Origin of the sequence: Paracoccus zhouxuedongae, assembly GCF_041927815.1 — a bacterium.
In the GTDB taxonomy this organism is placed as follows: Bacteria; Pseudomonadota; Alphaproteobacteria; order Rhodobacterales; family Rhodobacteraceae; genus Paracoccus.
Map to the genome: position 1 here is coordinate 81,647 of NZ_JBHFHM010000007.1, position 22,044 is coordinate 103,690.

The following is a 22,044-nucleotide window of genomic DNA, read 5'->3' on the forward strand; positions in this document are numbered from 1 at the left end:
CCATGCCTGCCCCCCGCCTTTTCCCTGCGCTGACCGTGATCGCGGCGGCGATGCTGCCTGTGGGCGCCACCGCGATGGATGCCGCGCCCTGGTCGGACGATCCGCATCTGACCATCACCCCCCGCACCGCGGATGAGGCCGCCCGCATCACGGCAGTCACCCGCCCGACCGAAGACTTCTCCAAGCCCGAGCCGTTCGAATCCCGTCCCGCCGGTGCCGCCACCGTCGCGCTGAAGCCCACGGCGGAGGCGTTTTCGCAGTTCTCGGGCAATATGCCCTTCGCGCATGAGATGGATTTCAAGCTGGGCAACGGCATCTTCCGCAAGCTGTGGGTGGCCGCGCCATCCTCGACGCGGGGCAGCGATGGCTTGGGTCCGCTTTACAACGCGCGGGCCTGCCAGAACTGCCATATCAAGGACGGGCGCGGGCATCTGCCCAAGGGCGATGACGACAGCCGGGTGTCGGCTTTCCTGCGGCTGTCGGTGCCGGGCGGCGCGGATGTGCCCGCGATCCCCGATTACATCCCGACCAGCCCCGATCCCGTCTATGGCGGGCAGTTGCAGGATCTGGCGATCCAGGGGCACAGGGCCGAAGGCCATATGGCGATCCGCTGGACCGATGTGCCGGTCTCGCTGGCTGACGGCGCGGTGATTACCCTGCGCCAGCCCGACTATGCGCTGGAACGCCCCGGCTATGGTGCGCCTTCGGCCGATCTGATGATCTCGCCGCGCGTGGCCCCGCAGATGATCGGGCTGGGCCTGATCGAGGCGATCCCCGCCGCCGACATTCTGGCGCTGCAAGACCCGGACGATGCCGATGGCGACGGCATTTCGGGCCGCGCCAATATCGTCTGGTCGGTGGAACATGACCGCCCGATGCTGGGCCGCTTTGGCCTGAAGGCCGGGGCGCCCACGATCCGGCATCAATCGGCGGCGGCATTTGCGGGCGATATGGGCCTGTCGAATCCGCTGTTCCCCGATCCCTGGGGCGATTGCACCCCCGCCCAGACCGACTGCCGCAAGGCCCCGGTCGGGCAAGAGGATCAGGTCCGCGATGGGCTGGAGGTTGACGGCCAAAGCCTTGATCTGGTGACCTTCTATTCGCGCAATCTGGGGGTTCCCGAACGCCGCGGGCCGGGCCGCCCCGATGTGCTGCGCGGCAAGCAGATCGCTTACGCGATCGGCTGCACCAGTTGCCACAATCCGAAGTTCGTGACCCATCGGCTGCCCGACCAGCCCGAGCAGAGTTTCCAGCTGATCTGGCCCTACAGCGATTTCCTGCTGCATGACATGGGCGAGGGGCTGGCCGACGACCGCCCGGAATCCCGCGCCACGGGGCGCGAATGGCGCACCGCGCCCTTGTGGGGGATCGCGCTGAACCGACAGGTCACCGGCGTCGAAAGCTATCTGCATGATGGCCGCGCCCGCAGCCTGCTCGAGGCGATCCTCTGGCATGGCGGCGAGGCGCAGGCGGCGCGTGATGCCGTCGTGGCCTTGCCCGAAACCGATCGAAAGGCACTGATCGCATGGCTCGAATCCTTGTAGGCCTGCTGGCCGCGCTGACGCTGGCCGCGCCCGCGCGCGCCGATGTGGCGCAGGCAGTGGATCAGGTGATCCGGCCTGCCTATGCGCAGCTCGCGGGCAGCGCGGCCACCCTGGCCGATGCCGCCCGCGCCGATTGCGACGGCCCCGGCCTTGCCGCGCCGTTTCAGGCGGTCTGGGACGATTGGGCGGCGATCGACTTTCTGCGCCTTGGCCCGGTCGAACAGGGCGGACGGGCGCAGGCGATCAGCTTTTGGCCGGATGTGAAATCCTCGGGCCTGCGGGCGCAGCAGGCGCTGATCGACGCCGATGCCCCGGCCATCGACGACCCGGTTGCCTTTGCCGATCTGTCGGTCGCACTGCGCGGCTTGGCGGGGCTTGAGCGGCTGATCTACCCCTCGCGCCTGCGCGCAGATGAGGGGGTCCGCTGCCGGATGATCCGCGCCACCGCCGATGATCTGGCGCGCATGACGGCGGGGCTGCGCGACGACTGGCAGACCTTCGCGCCGGAACTGACCCAGCCGGGGCAGGGCGCGACGCCGGCCTATCTGACCAGGGCCGAGGCCGAGGGCGCCATCTTCACCCAGATTGTCACCGGGCTGGGGGCCTTGGCCGACACCCGCCTTGGCCGCCCGCTGGGGACGTTCGACAAGCCCCATCCCGACCGCGCCGAGGCCGCCGCGGCGGGGCGCAGCATGGCCAATGTGATCGCCAGCCTGACCGGGATGCAGGCGCTGACGCGGGCGCTGCACGATCCGGCGCCGCGCAGTCAGGCGGGGTTCGATCAGGCGCTTGCTCTGGCGCGGGCGCTGCCCGACGATGCCCTGGCGCGCGTCGATGACCCGCAGATCTGGCTGAAGGTCGAGATCCTGCAACAGCGCATTCAGGCCCTGCGCGACACGGTTCAGGCCGAGGTCGGGGGCGCGTTGAACCTGTCGGTCGGCTTCAACGCCCGCGACGGGGATTAGCCTAAAGCACCGCCCAGTTCGGCCTCTTGCGACAGCGATTTGACGATGGCGGTCAGTTCGGCGCCGGGGGCGACCTCAAGCCTGCGCGCCGACCGTTCGGTGATCCGCGCCAGGATCGGCCCGGCAGGCGTCAGCAGTTGCACCAGCACCGCCCCGTCGCGCCGCGCCAGCCCCTGCACCACGCCCGGCAGCAGGTTCAGCGCCGACAAGCCCTGCGGGGTGCCGCGCGCCAGCATGACATCCGCCGCCGCGATCCGCAGCCGCAGCCGGGTGCCGACCGCCGCCGCCAGTCGCGGCAGGTAAAGCGTGGCATCGCCCGCCGCCAGCTCGGTCACGCCGTCGTCGTGATGGGCGATCACCTGCGCCGCGATCACCGCCCCGGCGGCACGCCCCGGCCCGGCGGTATCGGGATCGGCCAGCACGTCGGGCGCGGGACCGGCGCGGCGCAGGCGGCCCTGATCCAGCACGACCAGCGTGGTGGCGATGCGCGCGACCTCGGTGGGCGCGTGGGTGACATACAGCATCGGCACGCCCCCCTCATCGCGCAGCCGTTCCAGAAACGGCAGGATCTCGGCCTTGCGGGGATCATCCAGCGCCGACAGCGGCTCGTCCGCGATCAGCAGATTGGGGCCGGACAGCAGCGCGCGCCCGATCGCCACGCGCTGCCGCTCACCCCCCGACAGGGTGGCGGGGGCGCGGTCCAGCAGCGCGCCGATGCCCAGCATGTCGATCACTTGGCCCTCGGGCGGGATGCGCGCCCCGCGGGGCGCGAACCAGCGGCCATAGCGCAGGTTCTGGCGCACGCTGAGGTGCGGAAACAGCCGCCCGTCCTGAAAGATCAGCCCCAGACGGCGGCGATGCGGCGGCACGAAGATGCCGCGCGCGGTGTCGGTCAACACCCGGCCCGCCACGCTGATACGCGCCGATTGCGGGCGCAAAAGACCCGCGACGGCGTTCAGCACCGTCGACTTCCCCGATCCCGACGGCCCGAACAGCACCGTCACGCCGGGCGGCGCGTCAAAGGCCAGGTCGATCGAAAAGCCGCCGAAATCATGGCGCAGCCGCACCGAAACCGTCATGCCCGCGCCCCGATCCGGCGGCTGGCGCGGCGGGCCAGAGCCTCGGAGGCGATCAGCGCCACCATGGCGATGACGACCGAGATGATGGCCAGCCGCAGCGCCTGTGCCTCACCCCTCGGCACTTGCAGAAAGCTGTAGATGGCCGAGGGCAGGGTCTGTGTCTGGCCGGGGATGTTCGACACAAAGGTGATGGTCGCCCCGAACTCGCCCATGGCCTTGGCAAAGGCCAGCACCGCGCCCGCGATCACGCCGGGCAGGATCAGCGGCAGGGTGACGGTGGCCCAGACCATCGGGCGGCTTGCGCCCAGGCTGCCGGCTGCCTGTTCCAGCCGGGGATCGACCGCCTCGATCGACAGCCGGATGGCGCGCACCATCAGCGGGAACGCCATCACCGCCGCCGCCAGCACCGCGCCGGTCCAGCGGAAGGCCAGCACAAGGCCGAAGGTCTGTTCGAGCCAGGCTCCCACCGCGCCGCGACGGCCAAAGATCATCAGCAGCAGATAGCCGGTGACAACCGGCGGCAGCACCAGCGGCAGATGAACGAGGCCGTTCAGCAGCCCGTGCCCCCAGAACCGCCCGCGCGCAAGCGCATGGGCGACCCAGATCGCCAGCGGCAGGCTGATCGCCGTCGCCACCCCCGCGACCCGCAGCGACAGCGCCAGCGCATCCCATTCGGCGGGGCCAAGCCAGCCTGTCACGGGGTGGGGTCCAGCACCGTGAAGCCCTGCGCGGCAAAGACCGCGGCGGCGGCGGGGCCGGTCAGCGCGTCAAAAAAGGCGCGCTCGGCCGGGCCTGCGCCGGTCAGCAGGGCAGCGGGATAGGTGATCGGATCGTGGCTGTCGGCCGGGAATGTGGCGCGCAGATGCACCGCCGGATCGGCAGCCGCGTCGGTAGCATAGACGATACCCAGCGGCGCCTCGCCGGTGGATACCAGCGTCAGGGCGGCGCGCACATTGTCGGCCTGTGCGACATCCGGCGCCACCGCGTCCCACAGCCCCAGATGCTGCAAGGCCTGCTTGCCATACTGTCCGGCCGGCACGCTGTCGACCAATGCCATGGCCAGCTTGTCGCCCGCCAGAAGCCCCCGCAGATCCGTCTTTGGCCCCAGATCGATCGCCGCGCCCGGATCATGGGCGATCAGCACCAGCCGGTTGCCCAGCAGATCGCGCCGCGAGCCGGGGACCACCGCGCCCGCCTGATCGACCGCATCCATCCATTCGCTCGAGGCCGAGATGAACACCCCAGCCGGCGCGCCCTGAAGGATCTGCCGCGCCAGCGCGTTCGATCCGGCATAGCTGATGCGAATCTGATGACCGCTGGCCTTTTCAACCTCGGCGGCAATCGGATCCAGCGCGGTCTTCAGCGAGGCTGCGGCGAAGACCACGACCTCGTCCGCCAGCGCGGGCAGGGCGGTCAGGGCCAGCGGCAGGGCAAGGATCAGCGCATGGCGCAGGCTTCGGGTCGGCATCTGATGGGGGCGCATGACTGGCCTTTCGGTTATGTCCATCGAAACATAACCAAGCGCCACCGCGCCGCAAGCGTTATCTTTCCGCAGCAATAACGGGTGGCAGAGTGTCGCAGCACGACGGATCCCACGCGGCGCCCGACGCAGGGCGGCCGCCGTGAAACGCGGTGTCGAAGGCTGATGGGAAAACTGGCTGGGGTGCTAGGATTCGAACCTAGGTATGGCGGTACCAAAAACCGCTGCCTTACCACTTGGCGACACCCCAACCGTGCGGCGGGATTTAGCCAAGGCGGCGGGGGGTTGCAAGGGCGAAAATGCAAAAATCCGGATGACCTTTGTCGCCGGGCAGGATAACCGGGCGGCATGGAACAGACAGACATCATCATTCTGGGCGCGGGGGCGGCGGGGCTGTTCGCTGCGGGAACGGCGGCGGCGCGCGGGCGGCGTGTCGTGGTCATCGATCATGCCGAAACGCCTGGCGAAAAGATTCGCATCTCGGGCGGGGGGCGGTGCAACTTTACCAACCTCAACACCACGCGAGAGCGATTCCTGTCGCAAAATCCGCGCTTTGCGGCATCGGCGCTGAGCCGGTTCACACCGCGCGACTTTGTGGCGCTTGTCGATCGGGCCGGGATCGCCTGGCATGACAAGGGGCAGGGGCAACTGTTCTGCGACGGGCGCGCGCAGCAGATCGTCGATCTGCTGACCGACCGGCTGGACGATGCGGGCGGGCTGATGTGGCTGGACAATTCCATTCTTGAGGTGCGGGCCGAAGGCGGCGGCTATGTGGTCGAGACCGAGCGCGGCCCGATTCAGGGGCAGGCGCTGATCGTGGCCACGGGCGGCAAGTCGATCCCCAAGATCGGCGCGACCTCGCTGGGCTATCGGCTGGCCGAACAGTTCGGCCTGCGCCTGGTCGAGGCCCATCCCGGCCTTGTGCCGCTGACCTTTGCCGAACAGGATCTGCACCTGGCCAAGCCGCTGTCGGGCCTGTCGCTGCCCGCCCGCGTCAGCCAGGGGCGCACCGGCTTTGACGATGCGCTGCTGTTTACCCATCGCGGGCTGTCCGGCCCGGCGATCCTGCAAATCTCTAGTTTCTGGCGGCCGGGCCAGTCGATCGAGGTGGACCTGCGCCCCGGCACCGATATCGCCGCCGCTTTGGTCGCCGCCAAGGCCGAGGGCGGGCGGCGCGCGGTTGCCACGGCCTTGGCCCAGCATCTGCCCGAACGTCTGGCCCATAGCATCGCCGAGGATATCGGCCTGGGCGCCGCGCGGCTGGCCGATCAGTCGAACAAGGTGCTGGCCGAGGTCGGCCTGCGGGTCAACCGCTGGGCGCTGACCCCGGTCGGATCCGAGGGCTACCGCACTGCCGAGGTCACCGTCGGCGGCGTCGACACCCGCGATCTGGACAGCCGCACGATGCAGGCCCGCAACGTGCCCGGCCTTTATTTCATCGGTGAGGTGGTGGACGTCACCGGCTGGCTGGGCGGCTATAACTTCCAATGGGCCTGGGCCTCGGCGCAGGCGGCGGGGATGGCGGCCTGATCGGCTAGAACTTCAGGATCGGCGGCTTGTCGGGGTCGCGGCCCGGCGCTTTCGGTGCCGTGGCTGCGGCGGCGACGGGCGCGGGCGGGGTCAGCCGATGCGCGACATCGGCCAGCCCGGCAAGCGCCGGATCATCCGCCGGGTGAATGGCGATCTCGATCTCGCCCAGACCCTCGATCTCGCCGATCCCGGCGAAACGCAAAGCCTCTGCCAGCATCCGCGCCAGCGGATCGGCGGCCTTGGGGGTTTCGGTCTCGACGCTCAGGCGCGGGCGGCGCGTGCCGTCGGCCGCTTCGGCCAGAGTCAGATAGAGCGCGCGGGCCATCCCGGTCAGACGCGGCAGATGCGGGGCCAGCCCATCGGCCACCGCCGGCGCGCCCGGCAGCGGATGATGCGCGACCGCGACTGCCGGGGCGGGCTGCGGGTCATCGGCCAAGGCCTGCACCAGCCAGTCCAGCGCATCGGGGGGCAGCAGGCGGCTGGACACCTCGCCCAGGTTCAGCCCCAGCCCCAGGCCGTCGCGCGCCAGCATCGCCGCCAGCGCCCGGCCGGGCAGGCTGGCATAGCCCGCAGGCCCGCCGCTGAACGCCGCCAGCCGATCCTCGCTGTCAAAGGCCAGCACGAACCGGCCCTCATCCAGATCGAACACCTGTGGGGTGATGGCGTCGCCGCCCGGCTCGCCCGCCAGCAGCACGAACAATTCCGCGCCCGCCAGCGCCTCATAGACGCGCCAGCGCAGCGCCTCATCCTCGGGGGCGGCTTCGGCGGCCAGATGCGCGCGGTCGATGGCGGTCAGCATGTCGTCGGTCATGGTCGGCCCCCTTTGATCTGATCTGCGCCTAGCGCGCGGCGCGCCCCGGGGCAAGCAGAACGGGGCGGCAAGCCCCGCCGCGCCCTACGGCGCAAGCCCCGCCGCGCCCTACGGCGCAAGCCCCGCCGCGCCCCAGGCGCAAGCGCCAGATTGCGGGCATTTTCAGGGCTTTCTTCCCCCTTCGCTGCGGCCCGGAATGGACAGTGGCGCGTCGTGGCCCTATGTTACCCTGATCGGCAGGCCGCGTTCATGCGCGGCCCGCCCCCGCGTTCGCCTTTCGTGTTCACCCCTCGCGGTCACCGCCCGGAGCCTGTCGCGCCCCATGCTTGAGTTCGACAATGTCAGCAAATCCTTCTGGACGGGCACGCAGCGCAAGGTGATCCTTGATCGCGCCTCGTTCCGGGTCGAGCTGGGGCGGTCGCTGGGCATCCTTGCGCCGAACGGCACCGGCAAGACGACGCTGATCAACATGATGTGCGGCATCGAAAAGCCGGATGAGGGTCATATCCGGTCCACCTGCCGGGTGTCCTTTCCGCTGGGCTTCATGGGCGGCATCAGCGGCAAGCACAGCGGCGCGGAAAACGTCCGCTCGATCGCGCGGCTGTATGGCCTCGACCCCGATTATGTCGAGGCGTTCTGCCGCTGGCTGTGCGATCTCAAGGAATATTTCGACGGTCCTGTGGGGACTTACAGCGCGGGGATGCGATCGCGTCTGAACTTTGCGCTGCTGATGGCGATCGAATACGACATCTATCTGATCGATGAGGGGATGCCATCGGCCACCGACCCCGAGTTCAACCGCAAGGCGGGCTCGGTGCTGACCGACCGGCTGGCCAATGCGACGGTGGTGATCGTGTCGCATCAGGCATCGACATTGGAACGCTTCTGCCGTCAGGGCGCGGTGCTGCGCGACGGGCAGTTGAACATCTTTGACACTCTGCAAGAGGCCAAGCGGTATTATGACTACACCTCCTAAGGTGCGGCTGTTTCGACTGAAACGGTCGGATTCGGTTCTGTCGGCACAGCGCGCGGAAAATGCCGCTGACGACGACCGGCCGGTGGTCCCGCCCGAGGTCGCGGCCCCGGCCTCGCCTGCGCCTGGTCCCGCCGCATCCCCGCCTGCCGCTGGACCAGCAGCGACATCGGGCGGCGAGCAGCCCTTTTCGCCGGCCCCCGATGACGACGGTTTCGCCAGCGTCCGCCTGCCCGGATCGGCGGCGCAGGATGCCGTCGATGCCAAGGCCGCCGAGGCCGCCGCCAAGGCCGAGGCCGAGGCTGCGCGCGACCGCATCAGCCCCGAAGAATTGCAGGCTGCGCTGATCGCCGTCCGGGCCGAGGGGTTGACCTCGCGGCAGTTGCGCACCGCCGCGCGGCTGGCGGTTCAGCACAACATTACCGCGCCCACCAGCGAGGAAGCCGTGGTGCTGCTGCGCCGTCGTGGCATCGACCCGTTCCATCGCGGATCGCTGAACGACCTGATCAGCGAGGAGGCGCGCCGGTCGCGCGCCGCCACCGAAGGCCCGCTGGCCGCCGCCGCCGCTGGTGGTGGCGCAGGTGGCGCGGGTGGCCCGCCGGGCGTGGCCCTGGCCCGGATCCAGCCGCAAAAGATGCCCACCCGCGGGCCGAACACCGCGCTCGGCCCGGCGGGCCGCGCCATGCCGCCACCCGCGCCCGAGCCGCTGAACGACGCGCAGCGCGCCCGCGAAATCCTGCGGATTCAACGCGATATAGCCCGCCGCCGCCGCCGCCGCGCATTCTTCATGTTCCTGCGCCTGGCGGCCTTTGTGCTGCTGCCGACCTTTCTGGCGGGCTATTATTACTACGTCATGGCCACGCCGCTTTATGAAACCAAGTCCGAATTCATCATCCAGAAAGCCGATGGCACCAGCGGTGTCGGTTCAAAGCTGGGCGGACTGATGGCCAGTGCGGGGATCGCAGGCAGCACCGATTCGATCACCGTGCAAAGCTACCTGACCTCACGCGATGCGCTGATCCGGCTGGAACAGGATGTGGGTTTCCGCAAATATCTGTCGGGCGACACCATCGACCCGCTGACCCGTATCCCGGCCGATGCCACGAATGAGGCGACCTTCCGCGCCTATACGCGCATGGTCAAGATCGGCTTTGACCCGTCCGAGGGGCTGATCCGCATGGCGGTGCGCGCCCCCGATCCCAACCTGTCGCGCGATCAGTCGCTGGCGCTGATCCGCTATGCCGAGGAGCAGGTGGACCACCTGACCACCCGCCTGCGCGAGGATCAGATGGCGGGCGCGCAGCAAAGCTACAAGGACGCCGAAGCCGAGGTGGAAAAGGCGCGTCTGAACGTGCTGGATCTGCAAAGCCGCATGGGCGTGCTGGATGCGACCGCCGAAAGCAGCATCGTCATGTCGCGCATCGGCGGTCTGGAAACCCAGTTGCAGAAAAAGCGGCTGGAGCTGACCCAGCTTCTGTCGAACCCGCAGCCGAATGCGGCGCGGGTGGCGGGGGTGCGTGGCGACATCTCGCGGCTGGAACAGGAACTGACCAGCGAACGCAGCCTGCTGACCGAGGCGACACAGGGCAAGGATTCGCTGGCCGCGATGTCGGGCGAATTGCGGCTGGCCGAGGGTGCGCTGCTGGCGCGTCAGGAAATGCTGGCCGCCGCCGCGGCCCAGGTCGAGGCCGCCCGGACCGAGGCCAACAAGCAGACCCGCTATCTGTCGCTGGGCGTGAACCCGGTGGCCCCCGACGAACCCACCTGGCCGCGCGCCTTTGAAAACACGCTGGTCGCATTCCTGATCTTCAGCGGCATCTATCTGATGATCTCGCTGACCGCGTCCATCCTGAGGGAGCAATTGTCCGCATGATGAAAGATGTCTCGATCGGCGGGCTGACCGTCGGCAACGACCGCCCGCTGACGGTGATCGCCGGCCCGTGCCAACTGGAAAGCCTGGACCACGCGCTGATGATCGCCGAGACGATGGCGGCGGCCTGTGCCGCGGTCGGCGCGCAATATGTGTTCAAGGCCAGCTACGACAAGGCCAACCGCACCAGCCTGTCGGGCCGTCGCGGCCTGGGGATCGACGGCGGGCTGAAGGTGCTGGCCGAGGTGAAATCCCGCCTTGGCCTGCCGGTGCTGACCGACATTCACGATGCCGATCAGGCGCGCGCGGCGGCCCAGGTCGTCGACGTGATCCAGATCCCCGCCTTTCTGTGCCGCCAGACCGATCTGTTGCTGGCAGCGGGCGCGACCGGCGCGGTGGTCAATATCAAGAAGGGGCAGTTCCTGGCCCCCTGGGATATGGCCAATGTCGTGGCCAAGGTCGAATCCACCGGCAACGATCGCATCCTGCTGACGGAACGCGGTGCCTCGTTCGGCTATAACACGCTGGTGGCCGACATGCGGTCGCTGCCGATCATGGCGCGCACCGGCTGGCCGATCATCATGGACGCCACCCATTCGGTGCAGCAGCCGGGCGGGCAGGGCGGATCATCCGGCGGTCAGCGCGAGTTCGCGCCGGTGATGGCGCGCGCCGCTGTCAGCCTGGGGATCGCGGGCGTGTTCATCGAAACGCATGAGGCGCCGGACACCGCGCCCTCGGACGGGCCGAACATGATCCCGCTGGAACAGATGCCCGCCCTGCTGCGTTCGCTGATGGATTTCGACCGGCTGGCCAAGGCCGATCCGATCCGCGTGTAAGGGTGCCGGGCGGCGGGGGTTGATGGTGATGATGCAGCGTCTGTGGGGTGCCATTCTGGCGCTGTCGATTGGCTTTGCCGCGCCGCTCATGGCGCAGGACACGGCTGCCCCGCCCGAGGGCACGATCTCGATTTCCGAAGATCCCGCCGCCATCGACGCCCGCATCCGCGCCCGCATCGACGAGATTCTGGATCAGATCGGCGGCTATGATCAGGTGGGCGTCGCCGTTGAATCCGGCATCGTGACCCTGACCGGCGAGGCTCTGGACGGCGCGGCGGTCGAGCGGCTGGACCGGCTGACCACGCGCGTTGAGGGCGTGGTCGAGGTGCAGAACAAGGTGCGCGAGACCACCGATCTGTCGGAACGGCTGAACCCGGTCTGGGAGCGCTTCCAGGACCGGATGTGGTCGCTTCTGGCGCGGCTGCCGCTGCTGGCGGTGGCGGCCCTGGTCGGGGGGCTGGTGTGGTTCGGCCTGAACTGGGTCGCGCGCCGCCATCAGCCTTGGGCACGGCTGGCCCCCAACCCCTTCATCGCGGAAATCCTGCGCGCCGTGCTGCGGCTGGTCGCGGTGATTGCTGGGGTGGTCGTGGCGCTGGACATTCTGGGGGCGACGGCGCTGCTGGGCACGTTCCTGGGCGCCGCCGGGATCGTCGGGATCGCGCTTGGTTTTGCGGTGCGCGACAGCGTGGAAAACTTCATCGCCTCGATCATGCTGTCGCTGCGCCAGCCGTTCCGGCCCAATGATCTGGTGGAAATCGCGGGCGATACGGGCCGGGTGATCCGCCTGACCTCACGCGCGACATCGCTGCTGTCGCCCGATGGTAACCACATCCGCATCCCCAATGCGACTGTGTTCAAGGCGCGGATCGTGAACTACACCCGCAACGCCGAACGCCGGTTCCAGTTCGATCTGACCATCGACGCCGGTTGCGACCTGGCCGCCGCGCGCGAGGTGGGGCTGGACAAGCTGAAGCGGCTGGATTTCGTGCTGGAACAACCGGCGCCGGGGGCCGTGCTGCATGACATTGCCGACGGCGCGGCGGTGCTACGCTTTACCGGCTGGGTCGATCAGCACAGCGCCAATTTCCAGATGGCGCGGGGTGAGGCGATCCGGCTGGTGCGCCATGCGCTGCTGAAAGCAGGCTTCAAGCTGGCGGATGGCGGCCTGTCGGTGGCCTTGTCGGGGGCGGTGCTGACGGGGGCTGCTGCCGCCGGGGCGGGGGATGATCTGCCGGTCGATGACGTCGATGACCGCCCCGCGGCGGTCGACGCGCCCGAGGAGGACGCGCTGCATCGCATGGTCGATGCCGAACGCGCCGCCACGCAGGAAACCGACCTGCTGAGCGCGCGGGCCGAACAGGAATAGCGCCCTCAATAGCCCGCGCCGCGATCCACCAGAAAGCGCGGCGGCTTGCCGTCCATGACCCGCGCGACGTTCTCGGCCACCACCTGCGCGGCGGTGGCGGGTCGGGTCTCGGCGGCGATATGGGGCGTGACGAGCACCTTGGGATGGCCCCAGAACGGGTGATCGGCGGGCAGGGGTTCAACGCGGAGCACGTCCAGCGTGGCCCCGCCCAGATCGCCGCGATCCAGCGCCGCGACCAGTGCCTTATCATCAATCAGCGCGCCGCGACCGGGGTTGATCAGATGCGCGCCGGGGGCCAGCCGCGCCAGCCGCGCGGCATCCATCAGGTTTTCGGTCGTGGGCGTCAGCGGCAGCAGGGTGATGACGATCTGCGCACCGGTCAGCGCAGCCTCCAGCCCCTCGGTCCCCGACCGGCAGCGGATGCCGGGCAGCGCGGCGGGGCGGCGCGACCAGCCGGTGACGGCAAAGCCAAGCCCCGACAGGGCGCGGGCGCAGGCCCCGCCCAATTCGCCCAGACCCAGGACTGTCACCCGCCGCTCGGACGCCAGCGGCGGCACCAGATCGTTGCGCCAGACGCCATCCTGCGCATAGGCATCGATCCCCAGATGCACGCGCAGCACATGGCCCGTCACATACTCGACCATGCCCTGCGCCAGCCCCGGATCGACCATCCGCGCAAGCGGCTGGGTCAGGCTGGCATTCCCGGTGATCCGCTCGACCCCCGCCCACAGGCTTTGCACCAGACGGCAGCGGGTGAAGGGGCTGAAATCGACCAGCCCACCGTTCGGCGCATAAAGGATCACATCGATGGATGCCGGGTCGGCGTCGGTCAGCAGATCATGACCGGGCAGGGCGGCGCGCAGATGCGGCGCCCAATCGGGCCACAGCCGGTCAGGGGCGGCAAACAGGATGGTCGCCATCGCCGCTACCTTGCCCGGTGGATATGGGCCGACTGCACCAGCCCAAAGGCCAGCAGCAGGATCATCATCTGCGTGCCGCCATAGCTGACCAGCGGCAACGGCACGCCGACCACCGGCATCAGCCCCATCACCATCGCCATGTTGACGAAGAAATAAAGAAAGAAGGTGCTGGCCACCCCCAGCGTCAGCAGGCTGGAAAAGCGGTCACGGTTGACCAGGGCCGCATAAAGGCAAAAACCGATGATCAGCGCGTAAAGCGTCAGCAGCGAGATCGAGCCGATGAAGCCGAACTCCTCGGCCAGGGTGGTGAAGATGAAGTCGGTGTGCTTTTCGGGCAGAAAGTTCAGCCGCGACTGGGTGCCCTGCATATAGCCCTTGCCGGTCACGCCGCCCGAGCCAAGGGCGATCTGCGCCTGCATGATGTTGTAGCCCGCGCCCAAGGGGTCGGAACCGGGGTTCAGAAAGGTGTCGATGCGGCGGAACTGATAATCATGCAGCAGTTGCCAGCTGGTGCCGCGGCTTTCCAGCACCGTCGTCACCAGCCCGCCGACCAAAGCCAGCACCCCGCCGAAATACCACAGGCTGACGCCGGCCGCGAACATCAGCATCCCGCCGCCCGCCACCAGCATGACCGCGGTGCCCAGATCGGGCTGTTTCAGCACCAGCCCGGTCGGCAGCAGGATCAGCGCCACCGGGACCAGCACCCAGACCAGGCGCGAGGTGCGATCCAGGTCCAGCCAGTCGTAATAGGCCGCCAGCACCATCACCAGGGCGATTTTCATCAACTCGGAGGGTTGCAGGCGCAGCGGCCCCAGCTCGATCCAGCGTTGCGCGCCCATGCCGATCTCGCCGAAGAACTCAACCGCGATCAGCAGGATCAGCGCGATCACATAGGCGATCACCGACATCGACCGCCAGAACCAGATCGGGATGAAGGCGACGACGAACATCAGCGTGATGCCGATGCCGAAGCGCACCATCTGCGGGCTGGCCCAGCGGTCCAGATCGCCGCGCCCGACGGAATACAGCATCAGGAAACCGGCGCAGGCCACCGCCGTCAGCAGCACTACCAGCGGCCAGTTGATATACAGCACCTTGCGCAGTCCGGTGGGGGCGGTTGCGACCCTGTAATCCAGATAGCTCATCGCGGCGGGGCCTTATGCACGGCTGCGGCCGGGGCGGGCCGCATCGGGTTGGAACAGTTGCATCCGGTTGTGCATGGTCTCGACCGTGCCACGCACATCGCTGGGATAGGCGGCCAGCGGCGGCACGCCGCCGGCCAGGGCAAACATCATGATGTCGCGCGCCAGGGGGGCGGCCGCCGCCGACCCGCCGCCGCCATGTTCGACGATCAGCGAGCAGGCATAGCGCGGCGCGTCATAGGGGGCGTAGCAGACAAACAGCGCATGGTCGCGCCGGATCCAGGGCAGATCCTCGTTGCGGATCACGCCGCGGGCGCGTTCGGCGGCGGTGATGTTGCGCACCTGGCTGGTGCCGGTCTTGCCCGCCATGCGCCATTCGGCGGCGGCGATGCGCGACCGATAGGCGGTGCCCTGGCGGCTGTTCATCACCATGTCCATGCCCTGCCGGGCGATGGTCAGGAAGGCGGGGTTGATGCCCAGATCGGGCGCCTCGGGGACCGGCTGTTCCACGCCGTCGATGGCGCGCACCAGCCGGGGTTCGACCGCGCGGCCACTGGCCAGCCGCGCCGTCATCACCGCCAGTTGCACGGGCGATGCCAGCACGAAACCCTGCCCGATCGAGGCGTTCAGCGTATCGCCGATCACCCAGGGCTTCTTGTGGCGCGCAAGTTTCCAGGCGCGGTCCGGCGCGATGCCCTCGGCCACCGCCGACATCGGCAGGTCGGGGCGGATGCCGATGCCCAGACGCCGCGCCATCTCGGCCACGCGGTCGATCCCGGCCCGCTGCGCCACGTCGTAATAAAAGACGTCGCAGGATTGTTGCAGGCTTTCGCGGCAATCGACGCTGCCATGGCCCGCGCGTTTCCAGCAGTGAAAGCGCCGGTCGCCCACGGTGGTATAGCCGGGGCAATAGACCGTCGAGCCGCCATTGATGACGCCCGCCTCAAGCGCGGCCAGCAGCGTCACCATCTTGAAGGTCGATCCCGGCGGATAGACGCCCTGCACGGTCTTGTCGGCCAGCGGACGGTGGTCATGTTCCATCAGCGCGCGATATTCCGGCCCCGAAATGCCGCGCACGAACATGTTTGGATCAAAGCCGGGGGATGAGGCCATGGCGACCAGATCGCCGGTCTGCACATCCATGACGACGGCGGCCGCGCTTTCCTCGCCCAGCCGCTGCATGGCGTAGTTTTGCAGCCGCGCATCGATGGTCAGTTGCAGGTTGACACCGGCGATGCCCTCCTCGCGGCCCAGTTCGCGCATCTCGCGGCCACCGCTGTTGACCTCGACCCGGCGTTGCCCGGCCTTGCCGCGCAGGTTTTCCTCCAACCGGGCCTCGATGCCGACCTTGCCAAGCTGGAACTTGGGGATGCGCAGCAAGGGATCGGGATTTTCCAGCTTGGAGAGGTCGTAATCCGACACCGGCCCGACATAGCCCAGCACATTGGCCATGTCCGGGCCGCGCGGATATGCGCGCGACAGGCCGACCTCGGGCGTCACGCCGGGCAGGGCGGGGGCGTTGACGGCGACCGACGAGAGCTGATCCCAGGACAGCCGGTCGGCGATCGTCACCGGCGTGGTGGGGCTGCGGCGGTCGAAATCGACGCGCAGATCGGCAATGTCGCGTTCGGCCAGCGGGATGATGCGGCGCAGCCGGTCCAGCACCAGATCCAGATCGTCGGTATCCTCGCGCGTCAGGGTGACGCGGTAATTCTGTTCGTTGCCTGCCAGCAGCACGCCGTTGCGATCAAAGATCAGCCCGCGCGCCGGCGGGATCAGCCGGATCTTGATCGAGTTGCCATCCGACAGCAGCCGGAACTGTTCGGTCTGGTCGATCTGCAACTGCCGCATCCGCAGCGCCAGCGCGCCGATCCCCGCCAGCTGCACCCCGCCCAGCAGCATCGCCCGGCGCGAGATGCGCCGGACGCTTTCCTGGGTCTCCTTTGGTGGGCGGCGAAGCCTCATCATTCGTCCTATCTGCGGTGGCCCAGGCGGTCGACCTCGCCCGGCGCGGCGCGGCGCATCCCAAGGATCGCGCGCGCGGCCAGAACAATCAACGGATAGACGAGCAGCGTCGCCAGAAGTTGAAGAAGATGCTGCCCCAAGGCGGGCTGGGCGTTGAAGGTGATGGCCATGACCGTGCGTTCAGCCAGCATCATCGCGGCCAGGACCAGCCCGACCAAGGCCCATTCGGCGGCAAAGGGCATGTCGCGCCAGGCCTGTTCGCGGTGGCGCAGAAAGGCACTGGCGGTGACCACGATGGCGGCCCACAGCCCCGGCGGGCGCATCAGCAGCACATCCTCGGCCAGAAACGCAATCGCGATCAGCGCCATCGGCACCTGATCGGGGCGGCGCAGCACCCAGGCCAGCGTCAGCGCGGTCAGCACATCAGGACCGGGAAAGCCCAAAGTGCCGCCCGACATCGGCATCAGCCGCACCCCGATCAGCGCCAAAGCGATGCCCAGATACAGCAGCCAGCCCCCCAGCCGCCACAGCGTCGCCGGGTCGATCATGGCCGGGGTCCGGGTGTCGGCAGCAGGCCCGGCGGCATCGGCGGGCCAAAGACCGGCGGCGGTGGGATCAGCGCGCCGGTATCCTCCAGCCGCTCGGCGGGGTGGCTGCGCAGCACGCGCAGGAACTCCAGCCGTTCGTAATCGGCCGCCAGCCGCAGCCGCAGCCGCCGGTCGGTGCCCTGCACCACCTGGCCGACCAGCAGCCCCGAGGGGAACACCCCGCCATCGCCCGATGAAATCACCCGGTCGCCGGGGCGCACATCATCGGCATTTTCCAGAAAATCCAGCGGCGGCAGGCGCGAATTGTCCCCCGTCAGCAGTGCCCGCTGCCCCGAGGGCTGGATCGTCACCGGCACTTTCGAGGTGATGTCGGTCAGCAGGATCACCCGCGCCGTGCCCTCGCCCACGCCCGCAATGCGGCCGACCAGCCCAAGGCCGTCCATCACCGCCCAGCCATCCACCACGCCGTCGCGCCGCCCCACATTCAGCAGCACCGACTGGCGAAAGGGCGATCCGCTGTCGGCCAGAACCACCCCCGAAACCGAGGTCAGCATCGGGTCCAGCCGCACCTGGTTCTGCGCCAGCAGCTTGGCGTTTTCCTGCTCAAGCTGCACCGCGGCCTCTTTCCAGGCCTTCATCTTCTGCAATTCGCGGCGCAGTTCCTGGTTCTGTTCGTAAAGCCGCGCATAGCTTTGAAAGCTGCCGACCATCTGCGTCAGCCGGGTGGCGGGCGCGCTGATCCAATGGACCGGCGGCACCACCTTGTCGACAATCGCCGCGCGCAGCCGTTCGGCGCGCGGATTGTCGATCTGCCAGAACAGGAAGATCGCCGCCAGCACCAGCAGGATCACGGCCAGCATCAGCCGCCGCACCGGGCGGGCATAGTCGATGTGTCGCTGGCGTGGGGCCACGGGCGGCTCCTGTCAGATGCCGGGCTTAGCTGTCGTAATCGATGACGTGGCGCAACTGCTTTTCAAACTCCAGCGCCTTGCCGGTGCCAAGCGCCACACAGTTCAGCGGCTGATCGGCAATGCTGATCGGCAGGCCGGTCTGTTCGCGCAGGGCCAGATCCAGATCGCCCAGCAGCGCGCCGCCACCGGTCAGCATGACGCCGCGATCCACGATATCGGCGGCCAGATCGGGGGGGGTGGCCTCCAGCGCGATCATCACCGCTTCGGTGATGGCCTGCACCGGCTCGCTCAGCGCCTCGGCGATCTGGGCCTGGGTGATCTCGGCCTCTTTCGGGATGCCGTTGATCAGATCGCGGCCACGCACCACCAGCGTGGCGCCGCGCCCGTCATCGGGCATTCGCGCCGTGCCGATCGAGTTCTTGATCCGCTCGGCCGTGGTTTCGCCGATCAGCAGGTTCTGGTTGCGGCGCAGATAGCTGATGATCGCCTCATCCATGCGGTCGCCGCCAACCCGGACGCTGCGCGCATAAACGATGTCGCCCAGCGACAGGACCGCGACCTCGGTGGTGCCGCCACCGATATCGACGACCATGCTGCCGGTGGGGTCGGTGATCGGCATCCCGGCACCGATGGCGGCGGCGATCGGTTCGGCGATCAGCCCGGCGCGACGCGCCCCCGCCGACAGCACCGACTGACGGATCGCGCGTTTTTCCACCGGGGTCGCGCCATGCGGCACGCAGACGATGATCTTCGGCTTGGAAAAGGTGGTGCGCTTGGTGACCTTGCGGATGAAATGCTTGATCATTTCCTCGGCGCTGTCGAAATCGGCGATGACGCCGTCGCGCATCGGGCGGATCGCCTCGATGCTGCCGGGGGTGCGGCCCAGCATCAGCTTGGCATCTTCGCCCACGGCCAGCACCTGCTTCTTGCCGTCCTTGACGTGATAGGCCACGACCGAAGGCTCATTCAGGATGATGCCCTTGCCCTTGACATAGACCAGCGTATTCGCTGTGCCCAGGTCGATCGCCATGTCCGAAGTGAACAGCCCGCCGCCGAAAAGTGCCATCTTGCGTCCCATATTCCCTTTGCCGCCCGAGTCGCCCCGGCGGATGTGGCCCCCCGTATAGTGTCCCGCCCCCGCCCGCGAAAGCCCCCGAGGCGCGCGTTTCCCCGAAACCCGGCGTGATTCCGCCTTTCTTCTTGGTGAAAATATCCTTGGGGGGATGCCCAATAGGGGCAGGGGGGCAGACGGCCCCCCGCGACGTGGCAACTGGCGATGCCGACATCCGCCCTTGACCCCAAGGCCGCCCCGCGCCAAGGAAAGCCATCCCCAGCGTGATGAGGCCGCCATGACCAGCGCCACCCTGACCATTGACCTTGCCGCGATCACCGCCAATTGGCGCGCGCTTGCGGCGCTGTCGCAGGCCGAGACCGGGGCGGTGGTCAAGGCCGATGCCTATGGTCTGGGCGTCGCCCCCGTGGCGCGCGCCCTGGCCGAGGCGGGGGCGCGGCGGTTCTTCGTGGCGACCGCCGAGGAGGGGGTGAGCCTGCGCGCGGCGCTTGGCGACGGCCCCCTGATCCATGTGTTTTCCGGCCATATGGCGGGCGATACGGTGGCGATCCGCGAGGCCGGACTGATCCCGATGCTGAACAGCGCCGAACAGGCGGTGCGGCATCTTTCGGCGCTGCCGGGCGCGGCTTACGGTGTGCAGCTTGACACCGGGATGAACCGGCTGGGCATCGAGCCCGAGGATTGGCCCGCGCTGCGCGCCCGGCTGCCCGATCCGGTGCTGGTCATGTCGCATCTGGCGGTGGCGGACGAACCCGGCCATCCCGGCAATGCCGCGCAGCGTGATGTGTTTGTGGCGATGACCGAAGGCATGGCCGCGCCGCGCAGCCTGTCGGCCACCGGCGGCATCCTGCTGGGCGCCGATTATCATTTCGAGGTGACGCGCCCCGGCATCGGCCTTTACGGCGGGCTGCCCTTTGCCGATGCGCAGCCCGTGGTGCGGCTGACCCTGCCGGTGGTGCAGACGCGGCGGGTCGCGGCCGGTGAGGGGGTGGGCTATGGCTTCACCCGCATCGCCGCCGGTGACATGCGGATCGCCACCGTCTCGGGTGGCTATGCCGATGGCATCCTGCGGTCGCTGTCGGGCAAGGCCGCGCTTCATGCGGGCGATGTGCCATGCCCACTGGCCGGTCGCGTGTCGATGGACCTCTTGACCGTCGATGTGACCCACTTGGCCGAGGCCCCCGAGACGCTGGACCTGCTTGGCCCCGCGCAGGGTGTCGATGCCCTCGCCGCCGTCGCCGGCACCATCGGATATGAGATCCTGACCAGCCTTGGCGCGCGCTATCGGCGCGTCTACGCATGATCCCCGCCATTCTTGCCGCGCCGCTGGCGGCGCTTGGCCGCCCGGTGCTGGCGGGCCTGGCGCGGATCGGGGGCTTTGCGATCTTTGCGCTGCGGGTGCTGGCGCGCCTAGTCACGCCGCCTTTTTACCCGCGCGAGATCGCCCAGCAATTCCTGGCGATCGGCTGGCTGTCGCTGCCCGTCGTCGGGCTGACCGCGCTGTTCACCGGGGCCGCTCTGGCCTTGCAGATCTATGCCGGTGGCCAGCGGTTTTCGGCGGAATCGGTGGTGCCGTCCATCGTTGCCATCGGCATGGCGCGCGAGCTTGGCCCGGTGCTGGTCGGGCTGATGGTCGCGGCCCGCGTCGGCTCCTCCATCGCTGCCGAGATCGGCACGATGCGTGTGACCGAACAGGTTGACGCGCTTGTCACCCTGTCGACCGATCCGATCCGCTATCTGGCGGTGCCGCGCGTCATCGCCGCGACCCTGTGCCTGCCGGTGCTGGTCGCCATCGGCGATGCCATCGGAATCATGGGCGGCTGGCTGATCGGGGTGAACCGGCTGGATTTCAATTCCGCCAGCTATATCAAGAACTCATGGGATTTTCTTGAGGCCTGGGACGTCACCTCGGGGCTGTGGAAAGGCGCGGCCTTCGGGCTGGTCGTGGCGCTGATGGGCTGCTGGTTCGGGCTGACCTCGGGGCGCGGCGCGCAGGGCGTGGGTCGGGCGACGAAATCCGCCGTTGTCGCGGCCTCGGTCGGGATTCTGGCGGTCAACTATCTGCTGACGGATGTGTTTTTCGGATCATGATCAAGCTGGCGGGCGTGCATAAGGCCTTCGGGTCCAATCAGGTGCTGCGCGGTGTCGACCTGAACGTCGGGCGCGGCGAAAGCATGGTCATCATCGGCGGGTCCGGCACCGGCAAGTCGGTGCTGCTGAAGTGCATCCTGGGGCTGGTCGAACCCGACGCCGGGGTGATCACCGTCGATGGCCGGGACGTGACCCGTGGCCCGCGCGATGCGCTGCTGGCGCGCTTCGGGATGCTGTTTCAGGGGGCGGCGCTGTTTGACAGCCTGCGGGTCTGGGAAAACGTCGCCTTTCGCCTGCTGCGCGGCCGCGACCGGATGCCGAAAGCCCGCGCCCGCGCCATCGCCATCGAGAAACTGGCCCGCGTCGGGCTGGGACCAGAAGTGGCGGACCTTTACCCCGCCGAGCTGTCGGGCGGCATGATGAAGCGCGTGGGCCTTGCCCGCGCCATCGCCGCTAGCCCCGAGATCATCTTTTTCGACGAGCCCACGACCGGCCTTGACCCGATCATGGCGGGGGTTATCAACGATCTGATCCGCGAAATCGTGGCCGAGATGGGGGTGACGGCGGTGACCATCACCCATGACATGTCCTCGGTCCGCGCCATCGCCGATCACGTCGCCATGCTGCACCGGGGCAAGGTTCGCTGGACCGGTCCTATCCGCGACATGGACGCCGCCGACGACCCCTATCTGCAACAATTCATCCACGGCCGCGCCGAGGGGCCGATCGAGACGCTGCGGTAGCGTCAGAGGGATGCAGCAGCGACCTGCCAGTGGCAGGTCGCGCATCCCGTTTGCCCGCAGGCGAAAGCCGAAGGGCAAGGTGCGCAGGGCTGGCGCGCGCTTTGGAAATCGGGACGGGACCGCCCAAGGTGGGCGCGGCCCGATTTGTCGCGGGACAAATCGGGCGGAAAGCTGTCGCCGCCGCGCCCTTAGCGACGC

20 protein-coding genes and 1 tRNA gene are annotated in these 22,044 nt (G+C 68.5%); 10 read left to right on the top strand and 11 right to left on the bottom strand.

Going from position 1 to position 22,044, the window contains the following annotated elements; translation table 11 throughout:
- Positions 1–50: 50 nt before the first annotated feature.
- Both ACEYYA_RS09950 and ACEYYA_RS09955 read left to right on the top strand, forming a co-directional pair.
- On the top strand, positions 51–1,544 hold the full coding sequence (locus ACEYYA_RS09950; RefSeq protein ID WP_374800409.1) for a di-heme oxidoreductase family protein: 1,494 nt from the start codon (positions 51–53) through the stop codon (positions 1,542–1,544).
- Positions 1,526–2,509, top strand: coding sequence for an imelysin family protein (locus ACEYYA_RS09955; RefSeq protein WP_374800162.1), 984 nt, complete (start codon positions 1,526–1,528; stop codon positions 2,507–2,509). Before ACEYYA_RS09950 ends, ACEYYA_RS09955 begins: the two co-directional genes overlap by 19 nt.
- Here ACEYYA_RS09955 and modC read toward each other — a convergent pair.
- From modC to ACEYYA_RS09975, 4 genes are all read right to left on the bottom strand, one after another.
- Complete coding sequence (modC, locus tag ACEYYA_RS09960) at positions 2,506–3,588, bottom strand: molybdenum ABC transporter ATP-binding protein (protein ID WP_374800164.1); 1,083 nt, start codon at positions 3,586–3,588, stop codon at positions 2,506–2,508. The genes ACEYYA_RS09955 and modC overlap by 4 nt on opposite strands.
- Positions 3,585–4,286 (bottom strand): molybdate ABC transporter permease subunit, encoded by a 702-nt coding sequence (gene modB, locus ACEYYA_RS09965; RefSeq protein ID WP_374800166.1) that lies wholly within the window; start codon positions 4,284–4,286, stop codon positions 3,585–3,587. Before modB ends, modC begins: the two co-directional genes overlap by 4 nt.
- Positions 4,283–5,071, bottom strand: coding sequence for a molybdate ABC transporter substrate-binding protein (modA, locus tag ACEYYA_RS09970; protein WP_374800168.1), 789 nt, complete (start codon positions 5,069–5,071; stop codon positions 4,283–4,285). The genes modB and modA overlap by 4 nt, the downstream gene beginning before the upstream one ends.
- A 172-nt stretch (positions 5,072–5,243) precedes the next feature.
- Positions 5,244–5,318, bottom strand: a tRNA-Gln gene (locus ACEYYA_RS09975).
- A 98-nt stretch (positions 5,319–5,416) separates the two neighbouring features.
- Here ACEYYA_RS09975 and ACEYYA_RS09980 point away from each other — a divergent pair.
- The gene (locus ACEYYA_RS09980) at positions 5,417–6,598 is read left to right on the top strand and encodes a BaiN/RdsA family NAD(P)/FAD-dependent oxidoreductase (RefSeq protein ID WP_374800170.1); all 1,182 of its coding nucleotides are present in this window, start codon (positions 5,417–5,419) and stop codon (positions 6,596–6,598) included.
- Positions 6,599–6,602: 4 nt separating this feature from the next.
- On the opposite strand, the gene ACEYYA_RS09985 is transcribed toward ACEYYA_RS09980, so the two are convergent.
- Complete coding sequence (locus tag ACEYYA_RS09985; protein ID WP_374800172.1) at positions 6,603–7,409, bottom strand: SseB family protein; 807 nt, start codon at positions 7,407–7,409, stop codon at positions 6,603–6,605.
- Positions 7,410–7,731: 322 nt separating this feature from the next.
- Between ACEYYA_RS09985 and ACEYYA_RS09990 the strand changes: the two genes are divergently transcribed.
- Genes ACEYYA_RS09990 through ACEYYA_RS10005 form a run of 4 tightly spaced genes read left to right on the top strand, consistent with a single transcriptional unit; the run spans position 7,732 to position 12,454 of the window.
- Positions 7,732–8,385 carry an ABC transporter ATP-binding protein gene (locus ACEYYA_RS09990; protein WP_374800174.1) on the top strand — a complete coding sequence of 218 codons (654 nt, stop codon included), beginning with the start codon at positions 7,732–7,734 and terminating at the stop codon, positions 8,383–8,385.
- Between the two features lies 1 nt (position 8,386).
- Positions 8,387–10,255, top strand: a complete 1,869-nt coding sequence (locus tag ACEYYA_RS09995) for a capsule biosynthesis protein (protein WP_374800176.1) — start codon at positions 8,387–8,389, stop codon at positions 10,253–10,255.
- Positions 10,255–11,088, top strand: coding sequence for a 3-deoxy-8-phosphooctulonate synthase (gene kdsA, locus ACEYYA_RS10000; RefSeq protein WP_374800411.1), 834 nt, complete (start codon positions 10,255–10,257; stop codon positions 11,086–11,088). Before ACEYYA_RS09995 ends, kdsA begins: the two co-directional genes overlap by 1 nt.
- 28 nt (positions 11,089–11,116) lie before the next feature.
- Positions 11,117–12,454, top strand: a complete 1,338-nt coding sequence (locus ACEYYA_RS10005; RefSeq protein WP_374800178.1) for a mechanosensitive ion channel domain-containing protein — start codon at positions 11,117–11,119, stop codon at positions 12,452–12,454.
- A 5-nt stretch (positions 12,455–12,459) separates the two neighbouring features.
- On the opposite strand, the gene ACEYYA_RS10010 is transcribed toward ACEYYA_RS10005, so the two are convergent.
- From ACEYYA_RS10010 to ACEYYA_RS10035, 6 genes are read right to left on the bottom strand one after another with little or no spacing between them, the layout of a single operon-like run.
- Positions 12,460–13,374 carry a 2-hydroxyacid dehydrogenase gene (locus ACEYYA_RS10010; RefSeq protein ID WP_374800180.1) on the bottom strand — a complete coding sequence of 305 codons (915 nt, stop codon included), beginning with the start codon at positions 13,372–13,374 and terminating at the stop codon, positions 12,460–12,462.
- A gap of 5 nt (positions 13,375–13,379) precedes the next feature.
- Complete coding sequence (rodA, locus tag ACEYYA_RS10015) at positions 13,380–14,519, bottom strand: rod shape-determining protein RodA (RefSeq protein WP_374800182.1); 1,140 nt, start codon at positions 14,517–14,519, stop codon at positions 13,380–13,382.
- 12 nt (positions 14,520–14,531) lie between these two features.
- The gene (mrdA, locus tag ACEYYA_RS10020; protein WP_374800184.1) at positions 14,532–16,484 is read right to left on the bottom strand and encodes a penicillin-binding protein 2; all 1,953 of its coding nucleotides are present in this window, start codon (positions 16,482–16,484) and stop codon (positions 14,532–14,534) included.
- A gap of 5 nt (positions 16,485–16,489) precedes the next feature.
- A complete protein-coding gene (locus ACEYYA_RS10025) occupies positions 16,490–17,029 on the bottom strand; it encodes a rod shape-determining protein MreD (protein WP_374800186.1) in 540 nt (179 codons plus the stop codon).
- Positions 17,026–17,940: a rod shape-determining protein MreC gene (gene mreC, locus ACEYYA_RS10030; protein WP_374800188.1), complete on the bottom strand. Its 915-nt coding sequence runs from the start codon at positions 17,938–17,940 to the stop codon at positions 17,026–17,028. The genes ACEYYA_RS10025 and mreC overlap by 4 nt, the downstream gene beginning before the upstream one ends.
- A 25-nt stretch (positions 17,941–17,965) precedes the next feature.
- Entirely contained in the window at positions 17,966–19,006 is a 1,041-nt protein-coding gene (locus tag ACEYYA_RS10035) for a rod shape-determining protein (protein ID WP_374800190.1), read from the bottom strand.
- Between the two features lie 283 nt (positions 19,007–19,289).
- Between ACEYYA_RS10035 and alr the strand changes: the two genes are divergently transcribed.
- Genes alr through ACEYYA_RS10050 form a run of 3 tightly spaced genes read left to right on the top strand, consistent with a single transcriptional unit; the run spans position 19,290 to position 21,846 of the window.
- Positions 19,290–20,315 carry an alanine racemase gene (gene alr / locus ACEYYA_RS10040; RefSeq protein ID WP_374800192.1) on the top strand — a complete coding sequence of 342 codons (1,026 nt, stop codon included), beginning with the start codon at positions 19,290–19,292 and terminating at the stop codon, positions 20,313–20,315.
- Positions 20,312–21,103, top strand: coding sequence for an MlaE family ABC transporter permease (locus ACEYYA_RS10045; protein ID WP_374800194.1), 792 nt, complete (start codon positions 20,312–20,314; stop codon positions 21,101–21,103). Before alr ends, ACEYYA_RS10045 begins: the two co-directional genes overlap by 4 nt.
- Positions 21,100–21,846 (top strand): ABC transporter ATP-binding protein, encoded by a 747-nt coding sequence (locus ACEYYA_RS10050; RefSeq protein WP_374800196.1) that lies wholly within the window; start codon positions 21,100–21,102, stop codon positions 21,844–21,846. The genes ACEYYA_RS10045 and ACEYYA_RS10050 overlap by 4 nt, the downstream gene beginning before the upstream one ends.
- The last annotated feature ends 198 nt before the right edge of the window (positions 21,847–22,044 follow it).

Excerpts from the sequence above, each read along its gene's own strand:
- ACEYYA_RS09950 (WP_374800409.1), top strand. The coding sequence starts at position 51 with ATGCTGCCTGTGGGCGCCACCGCGATGGATGCCGCGCCCTGGTCGGAC.
- ACEYYA_RS09955 (WP_374800162.1), top strand. The coding sequence starts at position 1,526 with ATGGCTCGAATCCTTGTAGGCCTGCTGGCCGCGCTGACGCTGGCCGCG.
- modC (WP_374800164.1), bottom strand. The coding sequence starts at position 3,588 with ATGACGGTTTCGGTGCGGCTGCGCCATGATTTCGGCGGCTTTTCGATC.
- modA (WP_374800168.1), bottom strand. The coding sequence starts at position 5,071 with ATGCGCCCCCATCAGATGCCGACCCGAAGCCTGCGCCATGCGCTGATC.
- ACEYYA_RS09980 (WP_374800170.1), top strand. The coding sequence starts at position 5,417 with ATGGAACAGACAGACATCATCATTCTGGGCGCGGGGGCGGCGGGGCTG.
- ACEYYA_RS09985 (WP_374800172.1), bottom strand. The coding sequence starts at position 7,409 with ATGACCGACGACATGCTGACCGCCATCGACCGCGCGCATCTGGCCGCC.
- ACEYYA_RS09990 (WP_374800174.1), top strand. The coding sequence starts at position 7,732 with ATGCTTGAGTTCGACAATGTCAGCAAATCCTTCTGGACGGGCACGCAG.
- kdsA (WP_374800411.1), top strand. The coding sequence starts at position 10,255 with ATGAAAGATGTCTCGATCGGCGGGCTGACCGTCGGCAACGACCGCCCG.
- ACEYYA_RS10005 (WP_374800178.1), top strand. The coding sequence starts at position 11,117 with ATGATGCAGCGTCTGTGGGGTGCCATTCTGGCGCTGTCGATTGGCTTT.
- ACEYYA_RS10010 (WP_374800180.1), bottom strand. The coding sequence starts at position 13,374 with ATGGCGACCATCCTGTTTGCCGCCCCTGACCGGCTGTGGCCCGATTGG.
- rodA (WP_374800182.1), bottom strand. The coding sequence starts at position 14,519 with ATGAGCTATCTGGATTACAGGGTCGCAACCGCCCCCACCGGACTGCGC.
- mrdA (WP_374800184.1), bottom strand. The coding sequence starts at position 16,484 with ATGATGAGGCTTCGCCGCCCACCAAAGGAGACCCAGGAAAGCGTCCGG.
- ACEYYA_RS10025 (WP_374800186.1), bottom strand. The coding sequence starts at position 17,029 with ATGATCGACCCGGCGACGCTGTGGCGGCTGGGGGGCTGGCTGCTGTAT.
- ACEYYA_RS10035 (WP_374800190.1), bottom strand. The coding sequence starts at position 19,006 with ATGGCACTTTTCGGCGGCGGGCTGTTCACTTCGGACATGGCGATCGAC.
- alr (WP_374800192.1), top strand. The coding sequence starts at position 19,290 with ATGACCAGCGCCACCCTGACCATTGACCTTGCCGCGATCACCGCCAAT.
- ACEYYA_RS10045 (WP_374800194.1), top strand. The coding sequence starts at position 20,312 with ATGATCCCCGCCATTCTTGCCGCGCCGCTGGCGGCGCTTGGCCGCCCG.
- ACEYYA_RS10050 (WP_374800196.1), top strand. The coding sequence starts at position 21,100 with ATGATCAAGCTGGCGGGCGTGCATAAGGCCTTCGGGTCCAATCAGGTG.